Annotated in this window: 19 protein-coding genes and 1 tRNA gene; 4 read left to right on the top strand and 16 right to left on the bottom strand. The window is 40.4% G+C overall.

From position 1 onward, the window contains the following. Position 1: 1 nt before the first annotated feature. The 5 genes from ftsI to BKK48_RS07935 form a co-directional block, all read right to left on the bottom strand. Positions 2–1840 (bottom strand): peptidoglycan glycosyltransferase FtsI, encoded by a 1839-nt coding sequence (ftsI, locus tag BKK48_RS07915; RefSeq protein ID WP_077427581.1) that lies wholly within the window; start codon positions 1838–1840, stop codon positions 2–4. Between the two features lie 34 nt (positions 1841–1874). After that, positions 1875–2195, bottom strand: coding sequence for a cell division protein FtsL (gene ftsL, locus BKK48_RS07920; protein WP_077427583.1), 321 nt, complete (start codon positions 2193–2195; stop codon positions 1875–1877). 8 nt (positions 2196–2203) lie between these two features. After that, positions 2204–3172, bottom strand: a complete 969-nt coding sequence (gene rsmH / locus BKK48_RS07925; protein ID WP_077427585.1) for a 16S rRNA (cytosine(1402)-N(4))-methyltransferase RsmH — start codon at positions 3170–3172, stop codon at positions 2204–2206. An 88-nt stretch (positions 3173–3260) separates the two neighbouring features. Beyond that, entirely contained in the window at positions 3261–3719 is a 459-nt protein-coding gene (gene mraZ / locus BKK48_RS07930; protein ID WP_077427587.1) for a division/cell wall cluster transcriptional repressor MraZ, read from the bottom strand. Between the two features lie 188 nt (positions 3720–3907). Next, positions 3908–5503 carry a carbon starvation CstA family protein gene (locus tag BKK48_RS07935; protein WP_077427589.1) on the bottom strand — a complete coding sequence of 532 codons (1596 nt, stop codon included), beginning with the start codon at positions 5501–5503 and terminating at the stop codon, positions 3908–3910. 198 nt (positions 5504–5701) lie between these two features. On the opposite strand from BKK48_RS07935, the gene BKK48_RS07940 reads away from it, so the two are divergent. Then, a complete protein-coding gene (locus tag BKK48_RS07940) occupies positions 5702–5935 on the top strand; it encodes a zinc ribbon domain-containing protein (RefSeq protein ID WP_077427591.1) in 234 nt (77 codons plus the stop codon). 53 nt (positions 5936–5988) lie between these two features. On the opposite strand, the gene artM is transcribed toward BKK48_RS07940, so the two are convergent. From artM to lpcA, 5 genes are all read right to left on the bottom strand, one after another. Next, positions 5989–6672, bottom strand: coding sequence for an arginine ABC transporter permease ArtM (gene artM, locus BKK48_RS07945; protein WP_077427593.1), 684 nt, complete (start codon positions 6670–6672; stop codon positions 5989–5991). Then, a complete protein-coding gene (artQ, locus tag BKK48_RS07950) occupies positions 6672–7337 on the bottom strand; it encodes an arginine ABC transporter permease ArtQ (protein WP_077427595.1) in 666 nt (221 codons plus the stop codon). Before artQ ends, artM begins: the two co-directional genes overlap by 1 nt. A 3-nt stretch (positions 7338–7340) precedes the next feature. Continuing rightward, complete coding sequence (locus BKK48_RS07955) at positions 7341–8060, bottom strand: lysine/arginine/ornithine ABC transporter substrate-binding protein (protein ID WP_077427597.1); 720 nt, start codon at positions 8058–8060, stop codon at positions 7341–7343. A gap of 18 nt (positions 8061–8078) precedes the next feature. Then, entirely contained in the window at positions 8079–8810 is a 732-nt protein-coding gene (gene artP, locus BKK48_RS07960) for an arginine ABC transporter ATP-binding protein ArtP (protein WP_077427599.1), read from the bottom strand. A gap of 124 nt (positions 8811–8934) precedes the next feature. Continuing rightward, on the bottom strand, positions 8935–9519 hold the full coding sequence (lpcA, locus tag BKK48_RS07965; RefSeq protein ID WP_077427601.1) for a D-sedoheptulose 7-phosphate isomerase: 585 nt from the start codon (positions 9517–9519) through the stop codon (positions 8935–8937). Between the two features lie 207 nt (positions 9520–9726). On the opposite strand from lpcA, the gene BKK48_RS07970 reads away from it, so the two are divergent. After that, a complete protein-coding gene (locus tag BKK48_RS07970) occupies positions 9727–10548 on the top strand; it encodes a DNA ligase (RefSeq protein ID WP_077427603.1) in 822 nt (273 codons plus the stop codon). Between the two features lie 70 nt (positions 10549–10618). Here the strand turns inward: BKK48_RS07970 and znuA are convergent, their stop codons facing one another. The 3 genes from znuA to mltA all read right to left on the bottom strand — a co-directional run bounded on the left by znuA (position 10619) and on the right by mltA (position 13651). Beyond that, a complete protein-coding gene (znuA, locus tag BKK48_RS07975) occupies positions 10619–11587 on the bottom strand; it encodes a zinc ABC transporter substrate-binding protein ZnuA (protein WP_077427605.1) in 969 nt (322 codons plus the stop codon). A gap of 172 nt (positions 11588–11759) precedes the next feature. Continuing rightward, positions 11760–12524: a tRNA cyclic N6-threonylcarbamoyladenosine(37) synthase TcdA gene (gene tcdA / locus BKK48_RS07980; protein ID WP_077427607.1), complete on the bottom strand. Its 765-nt coding sequence runs from the start codon at positions 12522–12524 to the stop codon at positions 11760–11762. After that, the gene (gene mltA, locus BKK48_RS07985) at positions 12524–13651 is read right to left on the bottom strand and encodes a murein transglycosylase A (protein WP_077427609.1); all 1128 of its coding nucleotides are present in this window, start codon (positions 13649–13651) and stop codon (positions 12524–12526) included. Before mltA ends, tcdA begins: the two co-directional genes overlap by 1 nt. A 235-nt stretch (positions 13652–13886) precedes the next feature. Between mltA and BKK48_RS07990 the strand changes: the two genes are divergently transcribed. Together BKK48_RS07990 and BKK48_RS07995 are read left to right on the top strand one after the other, a co-directional pair. After that, positions 13887–16907: a TonB-dependent hemoglobin/transferrin/lactoferrin family receptor gene (locus BKK48_RS07990; RefSeq protein WP_077427611.1), complete on the top strand. Its 3021-nt coding sequence runs from the start codon at positions 13887–13889 to the stop codon at positions 16905–16907. 220 nt (positions 16908–17127) lie between these two features. After that, positions 17128–17204: transfer RNA gene (locus tag BKK48_RS07995), tRNA-Met, on the top strand. Between the two features lie 143 nt (positions 17205–17347). On the opposite strand, the gene BKK48_RS08000 is transcribed toward BKK48_RS07995, so the two are convergent. The 3 genes from BKK48_RS08000 to BKK48_RS08010 all read right to left on the bottom strand — a co-directional run. Further along, positions 17348–17608, bottom strand: coding sequence for a hypothetical protein (locus BKK48_RS08000; protein ID WP_077427613.1), 261 nt, complete (start codon positions 17606–17608; stop codon positions 17348–17350). A gap of 43 nt (positions 17609–17651) precedes the next feature. Then, positions 17652–18155 carry a contact-dependent growth inhibition system immunity protein gene (locus BKK48_RS08005; RefSeq protein ID WP_077427615.1) on the bottom strand — a complete coding sequence of 168 codons (504 nt, stop codon included), beginning with the start codon at positions 18153–18155 and terminating at the stop codon, positions 17652–17654. A gap of 1 nt (position 18156) precedes the next feature. Then, a partial coding sequence (locus BKK48_RS08010; protein WP_208604185.1) for an endonuclease toxin domain-containing protein occupies positions 18157–19700 on the bottom strand: 1544 nt, incomplete at its 5' end.

The following is a 19700-nucleotide window of genomic DNA, read 5'->3' on the forward strand; positions in this document are numbered from 1 at the left end:
CTTAATTTACCCGTTCTACATGACTTTGTTCAGCTTTGCGAGGGCTAAGACGAACGGTACGTTTTGCGGTTTTATCGCTAGGCTCGGCATCCGGTGCAATACCATTGGCACGCAACGCATAGCCCATAATACTTGAAAATACCGGGGCAGACACTGCACCACCATAATATTGTCCGGCTTTTGGATCGTTGATTAAAATGACAAGAGCATAACGTGGATCACTGATTGGCGCAACACCGGCGGTAAAGGCCACATATTTGTTCACATAACGACCATTTTCAATTTTACGCGCCGTTCCGGTTTTCACGCCCACACGATAGCCTTCCACCATCGCCCGTTTATTTTTAATGGCGACTTTTTCAAGCATATTCACAATTTCTTTTGTGATTTTTTCAGAAAAAACCCGCTGACCAATAACCGGAGGATCCACTTTGGTGATAGAAAGCGGTCGATAAATACCGAAACTCCCAAGGGTGGCATAGGCACGAGCCATTTGCAGTGGTGTCGCCGTGATACCATAACCATAAGCCACTGTGGCACGATCAATCTCTGCCCAACGTTTACGGTTAGCATTTAACAAACCGGCTTGTTCGCCCACCAAACCTAAATCCGTTGCTTTTCCCAAGCCTGCCGCTTGATAGGTTTCCATCAAAGCACTTGGCGGCATACGCAATGCAAGGCGACTCACCCCACGGTTACTGGAATTAATTAAAATTTCATCTAAGGTTTGCTGAGCACGAGGTGCGACATCCACAATTTCCTTTCCACTCACTGTGAAAGATCCGGTGTTAATCACCTCATCCCGTCTTGTGACACCACGCTGAAGTGCGGTCAAAACAACAAAAGGTTTTACTGTTGAACCCGGTTCAAATACATCGGTAATCGCACGGTTACGCATTAACTCAGCTTTAACACCCACACGATTATTCGGGTTATAAGAAGGCGCATTAGCCATGGCTAACACTTCACCGGTGCGAACATCAACAAGCACTGCCGTTCCGGATTCCGCTTTGTTCTCTGTCACGGCTTTTTTGATTTCACGATAGACCATCGATTGTAGTTTTTCATCGATACTCAATGTTACATCTTGGGCATCGTATTTTTTCTGGTCTGCAATATGTTCCACCACATTGCCCCGTTTATCTTTACGAACTAAACGGGCACCATCTTTTCCGACGAGCATCGAATTAAAACTTTTTTCAATGCCTTCGATACCGTTACCATCAATATCCGTATAGCCAATGAGATGAGCCGTTTCTTCCACTCGAGGATAAAAACGTCTTGGCTCATTTTCTAAGCTAATACCTTTAATTTTGAGATCTCTGACATATTGTGCTTTGCCGGCTTCCACTTGACGGGCTAAATAAAGAAAACCGGATTTTGGATTTTTCTCAATTTTTTTGACAAGATCGTTATAGCTCATACCCAGCACATCTGCGAGGGCTTTGATACGCTCTTTATCATTCAGCGAACCTTCTTTAAGGATATGTTTAGGATCGGCGACTACCGCACTCATCGGTACGCTAACCGACAATAATTGACCATTACGATCTAAAATAGAACCACGAACAGAAAGAATTTCGTCTTTACGCAAAGAACGCTTATCCGCTTCACCGGAAAGCGTATCGGCATTAATGGATTGAACATAGCCGGCACGGGCAACCAATGCGGCTAAACCTAAGAAAATCGCCCCGGTGGCAATCACATAGCGTCCACGCAAGAAACACTTTTCAAATACCATTTTAGGCTTATTGGCTTTCACTGCCGCCGTAGAAGTGGTCAATTTTCTAATCGTCTTTTTAGATTTATTTGATTTTTTTGGCGAATTAAACCGAACCATTTGCGCTTATCCCTATTCCAACTAATCCTTTCTCTTACTCCAAAATAACAACCTCTTGGTCGCTATCAATTCTTTTCATTTTTAATGTGCCTATTGCAATAGACTCTACTCTTGTACTATCGCCCTCTGTGGCCTCTTGCAACTTCAAATTTCGATATTCATCTTGTAATGCCTGATGTTGCAAAACCAATTGGCCATTTTCAGAAATTAATCCTCGGGTCTGATGGGTGACCCAAATCGTTGCCATCGCAGAAATTAAAATCAATGATAACAAGAGAATCACTAATTTATTTGAAGAAAAAACATCTTCCACCAAAATATGTTGCAAAGGGTAACGCTCGCTATTTTCTAACATCTCTGCCCCTAATTTATTTTTTCTGCAATGCGTAATACCGCACTTCTTGAACGTGGATTCGCTTGAATTTCATGTTCTGACGGCTGAATCGCTTTACCAATAGTCTTTAATTTTTGATTTCGTTGAATTTGATCTTCTCGTAGCGGCAAACCTTTAGGGATTGCTTCCCCTTTACTTTGCTTTTTCATAAAATGCTTAACCATTCGATCTTCTAAAGAATGGAAACTAATAATGGACAACCGCCCCTGTGGTGCCAACATATCTAAAGCAGAATTTAAAATACTTTCTAATTCATCTAATTCAGCATTGATAAAAATCCGGATTGCTTGAAAACTACGGGTAGCCGGATGTTTGTGTTTATCCTTGAAAGGGACCGATTGTGCAATTAACTCCGCCAATTGTGCTGTACGAGATAAAAATGCTTTACCATTTTTGACCGCACTTTTATTGTATTCCACAATGGCTGTTGCAATACGTTTGGCAAAACGCTCTTCACCAAAGGTTTTTAGCACCCAAGTTAAATCTTCTACTGAAACCTGTTTTAACCATTCAGCTGCAGATAGCCCTTGAGTTGGATCCATACGCATATCAAGAGGGCCATCTTTCATAAAACTAAAGCCACGCTCTGCTTCATCAAGCTGAGGAGAAGACACCCCAAGATCCAGCAAAATACCATCCACTTTGCCCACTAAATCCAATTTTTCACAAATCTCAGGAAGATGTGAAAAACTACTGTGTTCAATATGAAAGCGAGAATCTTGGATTTTTTGTGCTTCAGCAATCGCACGAGGATCACGGTCAATCCCAATAAGACGACCCTGTTGAGAAAGTTTTGAAAGGATTAAACGGGAATGTCCGCCACGACCAAATGTGCCATCAATATAAATTCCATTTTCTTTCAACGCCAAACCGTCCACTGCTTCGTGAAGTAAAACCGTGGTATGTTCCGGTGAAGAAAAGGAATGTTGCATCGTCATCGCGTTCGTTAATCAAAATAAATTGGAAAAAAGATAATTCGGTGCAAAGCACCGATTATCCCGCTAGTGCTGCTGTTCTTTTTCTCATTTAGAGTGACAGCATATTTAAATTCGAATCCATTGCAAATTCGGCACTTCCCGCTACTGCAATATCTTCTTCAATTTGAGCGTTCCACTCGGTATCGCTCCAAATTTCAAATTTGTTGAGCTGTCCAACCAACATTAAGCCTTTTTCCAATTTTGCGTGTTGACGTAATGGTCCACTCAGTAAAATACGTCCTTGCGCGTCCATTTCACATTCAGTGGCATAACCCAACATCACACGCTGTAAGCGGCGTTGGTTCGGATCAAAATTAGAAAGTGAGAGAAGTTTTTGTTCAATTTTTTCCCATTCATCTAAAGGATAAAGCAACAAACAAGGCTGGCGAATATCAACGGTACAAACCATCTGACCTTGATTTTTTTCAATGATTTCAGCGCGATAACGAGTTGGGATAGCCACCCTCCCCTTCGAATCTAAATTAACCGCTGCTGCACCACGAAACATTTTTCAAACCTTTAAACATTCATTTTTTGGAAAAATCGCCACAAAAAACCACTTTTCACCACTTTTTCGTAAGTTTAGCCGTTGTGAGATAAAGTTGCAACCCATTCCAATGTAAAATTTGGTAAATTTTACCCAACAAAAAACCGCTTAAATTCTCATTTAAGCGGTTTGCTTTACTTCAAAATAATTTATGAATTCATCGTATTCACATAGGCTTCTTCATCACGTTCACCTAATGGTTTTAACAGGGTGAAGAATAACACAACACACAATACCGTTGTTGCCAAACCGAGATAGACAGATAATTGATAATCAAGGTTGAAACCAATTTTGTTGTAATACAAATAGGTCGCACACACGGTAGTGATAAACCACGCCGGGATAGAAGCCACCCAGTGGAATTTATGGTAACGATATAAATACGCTGCCGCAGTCCATAGCATCACCATAGCGGTCATTTGGTTTGCCCAAGTGAAGTAACGCCATAAGATACTAAAGTCCACTGTTGAAACAAAATAGCCTAATACGAACAACGGCACTGCAATCATTAAACGTTTAGAAAGTGAACGCTGATCAATATTGAAAATTTCTGCTAATTGTAAACGGGCTGCACGGAAAGCGGTATCGCCTGATGTGATTGGAAGTACCACAACACCTAGCACCGCAAAAATACCACCAATGAAACCTAAGAAGTGTAATGAACTATCATAAACCACTTTAGATGGCGAACCTGCTGAAATGGCATCTTGTAAGGCTTGTGGATTTTCATAGAATGCAAGACCGACCATACACCATACTAATGCAATCACCCCTTCTGTAATCATCGCACCATAGAAAATGAAACGACCTTCGCTCTCATTTTCAGCACAGCGTGCCATAAGCGGTGTTTGTGTCGCATGGAAACCGGATAATGCACCACAAGAGATGGTTAAGAATAATAAAGGCCAAATTGGCACATCACCTTTCACTTGGAAGTTTTGTGCAAATTTATCCCAAGTTAAACCTTGTCCGTCTGCATTAACGGTACGGAAAAATTCAATTGGATCCACTGCACTGAAGTGTGAGGAAATCAAACCATAGACCATTCCGATAGACATAAAGAGTAACAATGCCCCAAAGAGCGGGTAAATTCGGCCAATAATTTTATCAACCGGTAATAAAGTGGCAAGAATATAGTAAGCAAAAATAATCACTGTCCACACAGCAACCACTGTCGCTTTATCCATTCCCCATACTTTAATACCACCTGCTTCTACCGCTTGATGCACGGCTTCCGCATCACCTAATTGTAATGCACCTTGAGAAGCACCTAGCACGTCCATAGTAATGGTACCCAGTAATTGTGCAGGGCTTGCCACGAAGACGACCCCAACCAATAATAAAAGCACTAATGCAAGAACGTTGATAAAGACTTTAACAGGGCGACCTAAAAATTTCCCCGCCAAGTAAGGCATGGTTGCCCCACCGTGACGAATACTTAACATACCACAAAAATAGTCATGTACCGCACCGGCAAAAATACAACCAATCACAATCCAAAGCATGGCAACCGGCCCGTATAACGCACCGAGAATTGGCCCGAAAATTGGCCCAGTACCAGCAATATTCAACAATTGAATTAACCAGATTTTGGTTTTGGACATTGGCATATAATCCACGCCATCATTGATTTGATAGGCAGGCGTTTGACGCTTAGGATTGATGACAAAGATTTTTTCAATAATTTTCCCATAGATAAAATAGCCAAGAACTAACATGGCTACACAGAAGAAAAACCATAACATAGAAACACCTCAAAAAATAATCGTTATGTTGTTTAGAATGCGCTAAACAAGCTTGCGTATTTTATGATAAATTCCGACAAACAGAAAATTGAATTTATAAGATTTCTACAAATTTGTGATAAGTATCACATTTAAACATTGTGGGATTTTGTACCCGCCAATAGCCGGGTGAAAATACTATTCAATAAGGAGCAAAAAATGGCACTTATCCGTTGCCCTGAATGTCGTAAAAAGATCAGTGAGCATGCTGAACATTGCCCTCATTGCGGGTTTTCTTTTAAACAAGAGGATTTAGCCCGCTACAAACAAACCCTAGAGAAAAGACGTTTACAAAATGAGGAAATTAATCGAAAAAGTACAAAATTACACCTTATTTGGTTTGGCATTTTTATTGCATTCATTGCGATTGCCAGCCTCCTCAACCAAGCATAAAAAATGGGTTGCCCCCGCAACCCATTTCTCTCTCAAAAATATTGACCGCCTGCTTAGGCGTTTTTCATATCCAAACGTTCAAAGGCAAGCACTTTGTTTTCGAGTTTACGCAATAATAAAGTGGCAATCCCGGTAATCACAAGATAAATTCCACCGGCGATGCCGTAGATAGTCAAGGCATCATATTCCGTACCATAAAGCTGACGGGCATAGCCCATAATATCCATAATCGTAATAGTGGAAGCCAATGCCGTTCCTTTAAACACCAAAATAATTTCATTGGTATAGGAAGGTAAAGCCCGTTTTAACGCATAAGGAATTAAAATTCTCAATGTTTGCACTCGACTCAAACCCAGTGCGGCACAGCCTTCCCATTGCCCTTTAGGAATCGCTTTGACAGCACCATGAAATAATTGTGTGGAATAGGCAGCACTGTTTAACGCCAGCGCTAAAGCGGCACAAAACCAAGCATTGGATAAAATATGCCAAAGCGGGCTATTTACAATCCATTCGAACTGACCGGGACCGGCGTAAATCAAGAAGAATTGTACAAGCAACGGCGTACCAGTGAATAAAGTAAGATACAAATTGACCGCACTTTTTACCCATTTATTTTCCATAGAAAGCAAAAAGGTGAGAAATAATGCGAGGAAAAACGCAATCAGTAATGAAACAAAAGTTAATAATAAACTGGTTGGAATACCTTGTGCGATCACCCATAAATAGTCTTGAAACATTATTTTAGTCCTCTTTCAAAGCGGGTGAAATGGGCTTCTAAATGACGAATTCCCACTTGGCTGATTAATGTCACGGCAAGATAAATTAACGCGGCAATCCCATACCAAGTGAAAGGTTGATGGGTATTAGTATTTATTAATTGTGCCTGACGCATTAAATCATCAACGCCAATAAGAGAAACCAACGCAGTATCTTTCAACAGCACAAGCCATTGATTACTTAACCCGGGCAAAGCATGACGCCAAACTTGCGGCATAATAATGTGAGTGAAGGTATAACCTTTGCTCAATCCTAACGCTGCGCCCGATTCCCATTGGCCTTTAGGTATCGCTTGAATCGCACCGCGCAGGGTTTGTGAAGCATAAGCAGCAAAAATAAGGGATAAAGCAAATACACCGCAACCAAATGCACCGAATTCAATATATTCCCCCGTCAGCATTTCCACCACTTCAGTGGAGCCAAAATAGACGAGTAAAACCACCAAAATTTCCGGCAAGCCACGCAACAGCGCCACAAAAACCGCCATCGGTTTCCCCACCACCGAGTTAGCCTCCAAAAGCGCAAAGACCATACTCAATAGCAAACCCACAATTAAAGAACAGACCGCAAGCCCTAATGTCATCAGGGCTGCGGTAAACATCAAAGACAGAAAATCAGAAAACATAAATTATTTTGTCATCCATTTATCATAGATTTTTTGGTATTCGCCATTGGCTTTAATGGCGGCCAAACCTTTATTTAAACTTTCGACAAGGGCTTTGCTGGACTTATTCACTGCAATGCCCAAACCGTTACCAAAATATTTTTGATTAGTGACTTTCTCACCAACAAACTGAATTTCAGGCTCTTTATTAATCATATCCGCAAGCACAGCAGTATCTCCGAAAATAATATCAATACGCCCATTTTTTAAATCCAAAATCGCATCTTGTAAACTGGCATAGGCTTTAGCGGCATACTGTTTCGTTTCCGTTACGGTATATTGTTGGAATGTCGTGCCATTTTGCACACCAATATTTTTTGCACTTTCAAGGGTTGCTTTGCCTTTTAATGCCACATAACTTGCGGTACTGTCATAATAGGCATCAGAAAATAAAACTTGTTTGGCACGGGCTTCAGTGATGTCCATGGCAGTGATTGCAGCATCAAAGCGTTTTGCTTTTAAACTCGGGATAATCGCATCAAAGGCTTCCCCTTTAAATTTACAAGTAGCTTGAATTTCCTGGCAAATGGCATTGGCCACATCCACATCAAAACCGATAATTTCGCCTTTTTCATTAGTAAACTCAAAAGGCGGGTAACTCGGCTCCATCGCAAAAGTGATTTCTTGTGCATTTGCCATGCTAGCTGCTCCCAATAATACGGCGCTTAAAAGTAATTTTTTCATTATGTGTCTCCTTAATTTTTAGTGTGAAAGATATTGTTTAAATTGCTCGGTTTGCGGATGTTCAAAACAGTCAGCCGACCCTATTTCTACAATTTTACCTTGTTCCATATACACCACTTTGGTGGCAACTTTTTGTGCCACATTCACTTCATGGGTGACGATCACCTGAGTAATGCCGGTTTCTTGTAATTCCTTAATAATATCCACTACCTGTGCAGTAATTTCCGGATCTAATGCCGCAGTGGGTTCATCAAATAACAGCACTTGCGGTTTCATCATCAACGCACGAGCAATCGCTACCCGTTGTTGTTGCCCACCAGATAAATGAAGTGGGAAACGATCGGCATATTCTTCTAAACGCAAACGCTTTAATAATTCCATTGCTTCTGCTTTGGCCTGCGCTTCATTGATACCAAGCACTTTCATCGGCGCTTCAATTAAGTTTTCAATCACCGTTAAATGAGGCCAAAGGTGATATTGTTGAAACACCATCCCCACATCTTGGCGTAACTGACGAATCGCTTTCGGATTTGTCGTGGCTTTTGATAAATCAAATTCATTATTGGCAATGCTTAATTGCCCTGAGGTTGGGACTTCTAATAAATTCAAGGTACGAATTAATGTACTTTTCCCCGCCCCACTCGGCCCAAGTAACACCACCGTATCCCCTTCTTCTGCTTCCAAATTGATATCAAATAATGCTTGGGAAGCCCCATAAAAAAAGTTTAAATTTTTAACACTGATAGCCATTTCAACTCTCTTATTTCATAAATTGAACAAATATTACGTTTTTATGCATATTTATGCAAGCAGTGAGAATAAAAAATCCCAAAATAATTTGGGATTTTAAAAACGAGCGCAAAACAACCTCACTTTATGCCGTTTTTGCCATTTCAAACTCAATCAGCATCATCAAAATATGAATAACTTTAATATGAATTTCTTGAATACGATCCGCATAACGGAAATGAGGAACACGAATTTCTACATCGGCAAGCCCTGCCATTTTTCCTCCGTCTTTTCCTGTCATCGCAATCACTTTCATTCCCTTTGCTTTCGCCGCTTCAATCGCATTGAGAACATTTTTCGAATTCCCCGAGGTTGATAAACCAAAGAGCACATCCCCTTTTTGCCCTACTGCCTCAACATAGCGTGAAAAGACATAATCATAGCCAAAATCATTACTCACACAACTTAAATGGCTCACATCGGAAATGGCAATGGCCGGATACCCCGGGCGGTTTTCACGATAGCGCCCAGTGAGCTCTTCTGCAAAATGCATCGCATCACAGTGAGACCCCCCATTACCGCAAGACAGCACTTTGCCGCCTTGTTTGAAACTGTTAGAAATTAACAATGCCGCTTGCTGAATTAATTTGATGTTATGTTCATCAGAGATAAATTTATTTAATACCTCTTGGGCTTCCACAAGCTCTGCTTTGATTTGCTCCAAATACATTTTTACTCCTTTTTAGGCAATGAAAAATTTTCGCCACATTCTATAGCAGATAGCCTCTTTTATCTAGGGGCGGTGAAGCTTTTGTTTTTTGCTCATCAACAATGATTTTCTCGAGCAAGATCGCAAAATACATATAAAACACTTTGAAAAACCACCGCACTTTTTTACTCTTTAGCCCATCTAAACCTAAAAATAAAAAGGCACTTTATGGGCTTACTCCGCATCATTTTTATCTTATTGGTTAGCATAAAAGCCTATGCCAATCTTGATATCATGCTTTTAAAAAACTATGAAGATCAACCTATTGAAGGTTGGGTGATGTCTGAAAAACTGGATGGGGTACGAGGATATTGGAATGGCAAGCAACTGCTCTCAAGGCAAGGGCAAGCCCTTTCTCCTCCCGCTTATTTTATAAAAAATTTTCCCCCTTTTGCCATTGACGGCGAATTATTCAGCGAACGCCAGCATTTCGAAGAAATTGCCTCTATCACAAAATCTTTTAAAGGCGATCGTTGGGAAAAACTTAAGTTATATGTATTTGATGTGCCTGATGCAAAAGGTAATTTATTTGAACGTCTTGACGTATTAAAAACCTATCTTAAAACCCATCCCACCCCTTATATTCAAATTATTGAACAAATCCCTGTGCAAAATAAAAGCCATTTGCATCACTTTCTCAAAGAGGTGGAAAGCCAACAAGGCGAAGGCGTTGTGGTGAGAAATCCCAATGCCCCTTATGAAAGAAAGCGTAGTTCACAGGTTCTCAAACTAAAAACCGCCCATGATGAGGAATGTACCGTCATTGCACACCACAAAGGACAAGGGCAATTTGAAAATGTAATGGGATCGCTTACCTGTCAAAACCAACGGGGCGAATTCAAGATCGGTTCAGGATTTAATTTCACTGAGCGGGAAAATCCGCCTCCCATCGGTGCAGTCATCACCTATAAATATCGAGGCTTAACCCATTCCGGTAAACCTCGCTTTGCGACTTACTGGCGGGTAAGAGAACATCCTGTGACAAAATAAAGGCGGATAACCCGCCTTTAATCAAAAAGAAATTCGTCTTTTTATTGCCACAAAAATCCTCTTTTCCTTATTATTTGCTCAAACACTGCGTATAGCTGTCTGCCGTTGCCTGAAGGAAATTAGCGTAGGAATTCATTCCTAGCGCGACCCCATCACCAATAGGATCTAAACGCCCCACATTCACCGATGTGCCTTTTGCCAAAGATTCAACCACTTTCGGGGTGAACTGCGGTTCTGCAAATAAGCAATTCACACGATGTTCCGCAATCTCTTCTTTGATATGGGCAAGGGTTTTCGCACCGGGTGCGACCAACGGATTAATGGTGAAATAGCCGGTTTGTTTTAAACCGTAGGCATCATTGAAATAACCGTAAGCATCGTGGAAAACAAAGAAACCTTTTTCTTTAAAAGGTGCAAGTTGGGCATTGATTTTATCGCTTTGTTCCGCCAAAGTGCGGTTGAAATCCGCCAAGTTTTTCTCAATCACCGCTTTTTTAGTCGGAAATTGCCCGATCAATTTATCCGCCACCTGTTGTGCCACGATTTGACTTATTTTGGGCGAATACCAAACATGCCAGTTCGTGCTTAATCCGTCATGATGTTCATGATCGTGGTTGTGTTCATGTCCTGCTTTATGTTCGTGTTTATGCTCATGTTGGTGATTGTGATCGTCATTTTCATGAGCATGTTCGTGGTGTGCTTGCGTTAATAAAGGCTTAATGTCTGCAAGCTCGGCAATAGTCATCACTTTTTGGCGATCAATTTGGCTTACCGGTTTTTCTAAAAAGGAATCAATATCCTCTCCCACCCACAAGACTAAATCTGCCGATTTCACCTTTTGAATATCGGAGAGTTTTAAACTGTAATCATGAGGAGAAGCACCTGTCGGCACAAGAACTTGGGTATCAGTAACCCCATTTACGATGGCTGAAGTAATAAAACCAAGGGGTTTTACTGATGCTAATACATCGGCATTGGCCATCATCGGCAGGGCGAAAAGTGCGGTTGAAATTGCGCCCATTTTGACTATTGTTTTCATTTTGTCTCCTCAGTTGTTAAGAATGATTATCAAAGAGGGGTAAAGCCTACACTTTCTAAAATAAATTGCAATGATTTTATGTGATTATTTAATGGCGCTTTTTATTGGAAAATAAATGAATTTTCTATAACAAAAAGGCAACTTACGTTGCCTCTCATAAAAGATTGATATTTTATTTTCTCAATAATTTATCAATCACCCTTGAAACGGCAAAAAAACCAAAGGTGGCGGTAATCATCGTGGCGGCGCCAAATCCATTAGCACAATTCATGGTTGCAGAGATCTCACAGCCTTCTCCCATTTGCGGGAAAATTAACGGTTGAGTGGAAAACACCGCATCAATACCAAATTTGCGTTGTGGGTTTTGAGTGAAATTAAAATCCTTGCGTAAAACCGAGCGCACTTTTGCCAGCAAAGGATCCTGAATGGTTTTACTTAAATCCGCAATTTGAATTTGTGTGGGATCGGTTTGCCCGCCCGCACCGCCTACGGTAATAATGTTAATTTTATTGCGTTTGCAATAGGCAATCATCGCGGCTTTGGTTTTAACATGATCAATGGCATCAATCACATAATCGTAACCACGATTGAGGTAGTCAGACTGATTATCCGGCGAAATAAAATCATCAATGATATGAACACTGCAGTCCGGATTAATCAGCTTTACCCGTTCTGCCATCACTTCTGTTTTTAATTTACCGATATTGCCACTCAACGCCGGAAGTTGGCGGTTGATATTGGTCACGCAAATATCGTCCATATCAATCAGGGTGAGTTGTCCAATACCGGAACGGGCTAGTGCCTCCACCACCCATGAACCAACGCCCCCAATGCCGATAACACAAATATGCGCTTGGCGAAGACGGGCTAAACCTTCCGGCGTATAAAGGCGCCCGATGCCACCAAAACGCTGCTCGTAGTTATCCACAGATGCCATTATTGCAATACCCAAACACGGCCATAATGTTTCGAAAGTCCGGCAATATGGCCTGCTTCATCACCAATACCACGATAGAGATCAAAATGATGACCGTTTACCGCACCACCCACATCTAATGCCACCATTAAATGTAATTTATGCGTGCCTTTCCAGTTCCCCTGACTATCGATATCCGGAACTTCCACCAATAAAACAGAGCCGGACGGAATCACATTGCGATCGGATGCCACCGCCGCCATTGGCACAAGAGGCACACCGGCAGAACCTTTGACTTTTCCACTTGGATCATTTTTAAAGAAGACATAAGACGGATTACGCTCTAACAAGCCCTGAACCCGTGAAGGGTTGGCTTTTCCCCAATCTCGAATTGCTTGAATCGACATTTTCTCTTTTGGAATTTCCCCATCTTCCACCAACAAACGCCCTACCGCTTGATATTTAAAGCCATTTTGTCCGGCATAGGCGAAATAATTTAAGTTACCGTTTCCAAAATCAACATAACCGCTTCCCTGTACACCAAGTAAAAAGTTATCAAGCATCGAATCACTGTAAGCTAATTCCAAACCTTTTCCTTCCAATGCCCCGGCGTAGATTTGTGCACGGGTAAAACGTTTGTTCGCCGGCATCGCATAAATAGGGTGTTGGAATTTTCCTTGCGGTGTGCGGCGGGCATGAATGACCGGCGAATAATAGCCTGTCATCAACACGTTTTGATAGCCGTCAAAACCTTTCATAATTTGAGGGGAAATACCATATTCAGATAATTCACTGACATCCGCACCGGCAAGCACCCAATTGGTAATTTTTTGATAGTTACCATAGAAACGATCAGCCAATCGACCGGAATAAGCTTTCACATTAGAAAGTTGTGTTAAAAAATCCCCCTGATTAATGACCGCACTTTGGTTTTCTACACGAGAAACCGGCGATAAAATGCGCTGTTGATAGCTTCGACCATGGTATTTCGCACCAAATTTTTGCGGATCATCCCCCGTAGGCGTAAGCACAGGACGACTCCCCTTATTTGATGTAGGCTTATTAGGAGAACCACCACAAGCCACTAAAATAGAGGCAATAGCTAACATACTGAAAACTTTAATACCGAGATTTTTACGACATTTCATATTCTATTCCTAAACAAAAAACGAATTTTTATAAGGCTGCATACGCTATCAAAAATTGCCTCAAACTACTAGCATAATTTCTCATCAAAGCCTCTCACACAGAAATAAATAATATTGATAATTATTATCATTTAAACTATACTCCATCCGCTATAACGAAAATCTACAGTAGTCCGTAAAAGCACTGTTCAAATCTTTATTCTTTTAAACATTAAATTTTAAGGAGACAAGGTAAATGCCGTTATTTCATCAGCATATTCAATGCAGCAAAAAAATCATCATTATGAAAGCTACTTTTTTGCTCCCTACTCTATTCTCGCCTTTTGCCACTGCAAGCCCTCAACCTGAGGATCATATACCCCAATTAGAAGAGATTAACGTGACGGCCAATATCAACGAGCTCTCGACTAATTCAAAAATCATTAAAAATAGTGAGCAATTAGAAAAGCAACAAATCAATAACATTAGAGATCTTATTCGTTACGATGCCGGTGTTTCTGTTGTTGAACAAAATAGAGGGGGAACATCAGGCTTTGCAATACGAGGCGTTGATAAAAATAGAGTAGCTATTACTGTTGATGGCATGCCACAGCTACAATCTCACACCACGAATATCAGTGATTTTTATGAACCTGTCGGTAGCGGTGCAAGAAATGAGGTAGAACTTGAAAACATCTCTCGTGTTGAAATTGATAAGGGTAGTCAATCATTCCTAGCCCGCAATGGTGCCCTGGGTGGCTCAGTTAACTTTAAAACGAAAAGCGTAGATGACATTTTATCTGAAGGAGAAAAGTTGGCGCTGACAAGTAAAACGGCTTACAGCAGTAAAAATAGTCAATTTACGCAATCATTGGGAAGCGCATTTCATGTAGGGAATTTAAAAGGACTCTTTCAATACACCCATCGTCACGGCAAAGAAACAAAAATTCATGATAATGTGATGAATAAAAAAATAGAACTTCGCCGTTTGGGTGCATATGTTGATAAATATCGACTTAGCACCCCAACACCAAACGAGGTGAATACTAATGGCATATTCTATAAATGTGAAACCTGTACAGAGCCTTTTTATTTATCTCGCTTCACCAGGTTTCATGATTTAAAAAGTGCGATGGAGGACTATAAAGATTCCAATAAAGGGAGAAAATTTACCCCTGAGGAACTTGAACAACTCAAGCAAATGGTCCATCCAACAGAAATAGTGTCAGCCAAAGATTATACCGGTCCGGATAGAGAAGCACCGGATCCGCTAAAAAGCAAAACCCATTCTTATTTGACACGCCTTGAATATGAAATTACACCAAACCAATTAATCGGAGGAATTTTTGAGGATACGAAACAGCGTTATGCCACTCGAGATATGAGAGAGCGCGCTTATTATTATGCTCCCCCACCGCCACCTTCTGTTCCGGATCCTCGACCTAAATACCCTAGCGCACCAACAGGTGATGATTTTTACTGCAAAGATTGTCCGGAAGGGTATGATTGGGATGGCTACTACAAGGCCTTTGATGAATATAAGAAAAAATTAGCTGAATTTCGTGAAAAAAAGAAAGAATACGATACATCAGGTGTAGGTAGCCCGGAGGATAAAGCATGGAAAACCTATGATGAGCAAAAAAGAGAATATGATCAGACCATAAGAGATTTTGTCACTCAGAGTCCCCATCCCGGTAGCGGGGGAACCTATCTTGATGATATCGCAATGGGGCCGTATGCACCTTTGGTCTATACAAAGGCTCGTTTTAGTACTGAAGAACACCGTAAACAACGTCAAAGCCTCTATTATATTATTGAACCTAAAAATAAATGGGCAGATAAGCTTGAGTTTAATTTGGATCACCAAAAAATCAGTATTAATTCAGATTATCGCACCTTGAGTTGTAGTAAATATCCAGTGGCAGATAAAAATTGTCGTGCAAGTCGAGATAAACCCGGTTCATCTGAAGATCTAGACAATGTATTCTATCAAGAAAAACGTTCACATTTAGGTCTAAAATATGATAAGACTTTTCAGTTTGAACCAATAACTTACCGCATAAATATGACCGCTGGTGCTACTCGTTATCAGGTTACACAGAATCACCAGGCCTATGTCATGCGATATGGCGGGCTAGAAAATGAACTGAGACCAAATAAAAATGGGGGACGATATGAAATTTATATTCCCCATTATCTAGGACGGGTAGATTCGCGAGATCTCCTTACTGCCGATGTATGTAGTAAAGATAGACGCTGTTCTTTTAAACTTAAAGGAAAAAACAAATATTTCGGTTTGTATAATCAGATCTCTTTTGGAAAGTATCTTGATATCGGTGGTGGTTTTCTTCGAGATCGTGATGCCGTCTCCGGAGATAAAAAATTTTTGGTATCAAGAGAATATAACAATACTACCTATAAGTTTAATGTTGTGTTCAAACCCATTGAGCAAATTCATATTGCCTATCACTATTCTACAGGGTTTAGAAACCCAAGTAGTCAAGAGGTTTACGGCTGGTCACCTCATGGGAAACGCTCAACTGCTCATTTAAAACCTGAAACATCGACTCATCGTGAAGTGAGTATAGGGCTTAAAGGAAATTGGGGATATTTAGAAGCCAATAAATTTATTAGTCGTTACAAAAATCTAATAAGCCTCGCAACAGAAAGAGAATCATCAATTAGACAAGATTACAATTTCTCTAACGCAACGATTGAGGGATATGGTATCCAAGGATACCTTGATCTTCATTCAATAATGCAGATTATCCCATCAGGTTTTAGTACAAATATCACCTACGAAAAATCGAAACCTAAAAAAGCAACAAGAGTAGACGATCGTCTCATACATGGTACACTCTATCCATTTGATGCGATACAACCTGCTCGTATTGTTGTCGGGCTTAATTATGATGCGCCTTCCGAAAAATGGGGAAGTTCTCTGATTATGACCTACTCAAAAGCAAAAGATGCTAACGAATTAGCCACAACAAGATTCCTTGCAAAAGATCCAAATCATCCAAACAACAAGTTTAAGGTAACGCATATAGAAACGAAATCTTGGAAAACGATAGATTTGCTCGGCTATTACAAAGTAGGAAAAAATATCACGGTTAATGCCGGTATATATAATCTTTTAAATAAGCAATATAGCACTTGGGAGTCTGTGCGCCGTAGCTCGACTAACTCAGTACACGCAGAAAGTCAGTATGGAAGTATTGCTCGTTATGCGGCTCCTGGACGAAACTATTTTGTAAGTTTAAATATGAAATTCTAGTTCATTTAGCCATTTAGAACCTATTTATCATGTATAAATGCCTGTTTCTGAGGAAATGCTGTCAGATACAGGTATTTTTTATGATAATTAACTGTCTTATTCAATCAGATTAAAATGTTCAATTTATAAACATTTTGATCGTTTTAACAACAAATACATAATAAACTTTTGTTGAAAGCTTGCAAAATTTTTTGAATAGCGTATAGTGCACGCCGTCAGACGCGGGGTGGAGCAGCTTGGTAGCTCGTCGGGCTCATAACCCGAAGGCCGTCGGTTCAAATCCGGCCCCCGCAACCAAATTTTAAAGCATCGATTTTGTCGATGCTTTTTTCTTTCTCTCCGTCAATTGCTGTTTATGAACAACCCTAACAGGCATAGACTTCCACTTTGTCTTTTAGACTACTAGATACTGAGCTACCCACTTCTTGAGTCAGGCTCGTCTACCCATTTTCATGTTGTATCGCAACATCAACAACGTATTTTTTCAGCATCTTATTCACTGCATCGTATAGGTTATAACCCTGCGCCGCCACACTCATCACATTCGCCGCTTTCAACCGTTCTGAAGCACTGTCATTTTTTACCGCACTTTCTATCGTGTTTAAAAAAGTATAGGGGGAAGATAGTTTTGCATAGAAGTGATACCTTAGCTTGTAAAAAAACACGGTTGATTTTAAAAACACCCCAAAAACCAACCGCACTTTACCTCTTAGATATTAATTTTTGAAAGATTTACATTAAAAACTAACGATAAATACTCGTGCAATATTTAATTGCTTCTCTCACTGCTTTTCCCAGCTCTTCATCGGATATATTGATATCATACTTAAATTCCAACTGTGTTCCGTCGGGATTTGAGATACCAGTAAAACCATCAAGTGAATCTTGATGAAGAGGAGATACACTAATATCTGAATCATTCAACTCTAAAGATAAAAAATTCATATCTTTATAAATAGACTTTCTACTTTTGTATCCATAAAGCAATTTCATCTCATTTTCTAGTTTCTTTTGCAACCCTTTTATTTTCTCAGAATGAAACAAGGCTAGAAATTCCTTTACCGGCATCTCTTTACCTTCATTAAACTTTTCTCGAATCAAACGACCAAGGTCAATATCAGAAATATCAACAGGATTAAAAATAAATTCTTGATCAGGATTAGTCATTGATAGCATACCTTTTATAAAGGAAGTTACTAATAAAAAATCTTTATTTATTCTAACAAGTACATTCTTTGATTTATTCATATTAATTTACCTTATTAACAATAATATTTGTTCCTTTAGAGCTCGCATAATCTATCGATTTATTGATCGCCTTCATCTGCTCTTTCGTTGTCTTTACCGGGATTGCTAAGTACAACTCTCTCGCCTTTATATTTGAATTATAAAGCACGAACTCTCCTTTACTCTCTTCTTTAAAATTCACCATTTCATCGACATACTTATTTAAAGTATAAGTAATTTTTGATGGATTCTGATAAATCTTAGAACCAACCGTATCCATCGTTTTTGAGCTTATCGCTGTACCATCCGGTAAAATATGATCGAAAGTTTTAAAATTGGGCTTAATATCATTCAAATTAACTGCACCTTCCGGTAATTTGGATTGAACATAAGCCTCCCAAGGTTTACCTTGATTGGAAATTCCTTTTCCCCATTGAATACCAACTTCACTGTTTGGTATGGCTTTCCTTGTTAAATTTAATTTCCCTGATTTAATAAAGTCAGACGTTTTAGCAATACCTTTAACCATTGCTAAACCTGAACCCGTCAATAAAACACCACCTGTTGGCACGCCTTTTAAAGAGCCCCTTAAATAACCGCTCATTTCTCCTGCTAATTTCGGATCATTTTCCAGCGCATTTTCATAAGCATCTCGCCATTGAGCCTCACTGATAAGAATTTGGTCATAGGTTTCTGATGGATTAGAAACAACATCCCATAAAGATTTTGCAGTATCCAAAGGATTTAACACAGCTTGTGCTAAGTCTTTTACACTATCAATTTGCCCCCTCGCTTCGGCAATTTCCAGCCCTTCAATAAATTCCCGAGCCTTGTCTTCATCACCGTCAAAATAAACTTTCGCATACATCGCGATATTTTGCTCTCGCTCTACACTAGGGTGGGTATCATCAGCCATGTTATTGTGCTCCACCGCCCTTTTCCCAATTTCAGCACCCTGATTGCTTGAACTCAATATCTCCACACCATTGCCATTACCACTGACAATTGTCGAACCAATAGCTCCCGCTAATGTACTGAGATTCACGATATTTTGTTTTTGAACTTCTGTCAGCTCTCTCACCTTATCCGTGCCGTAAAGCGCTTTGGCTAAAAGTGGTGCCGCAAGCTCTGCACCAGCTGCAGAGATAGCCCCTGTTGCAACATTGCCACCTGCCGTTACCGATTCTATGGCGCCCCATACCGCATGAGCAATAGCATTCGTCACTTTATCCACTTCGCCGGTGGTTTTATCTGTCGTTACCTCTTTGATTTTTTGGTTTATTAATGGTGAAAGGGCGGTTGTCGTTAGCTCTGCACCCGATTTTCCCGCTATGGCTGAGCTTATTACAGTGGTGACGGTATCTACAATGCGTTTGTTTTTTCCGCCTACTCCCCAATCTCTTGCTTCTTCTTTGGCGGCTTTTAGCATACGGTTAGCTTTTGCAAGCACTTCTGCATCACCTGATTGCAAGGCTTGATTTCGCTCGGTTTCAAGACGTCTAACTTCCCGCTCCGCCTCTTCTTGTCGGTTAGCACTATAAGTCTCCACCGCACTTTTCATCTGCC

The organism is Rodentibacter heidelbergensis (assembly GCF_002000125.1).
GTDB lineage: Bacteria > Pseudomonadota > Gammaproteobacteria > Enterobacterales > Pasteurellaceae > Rodentibacter > Rodentibacter heidelbergensis.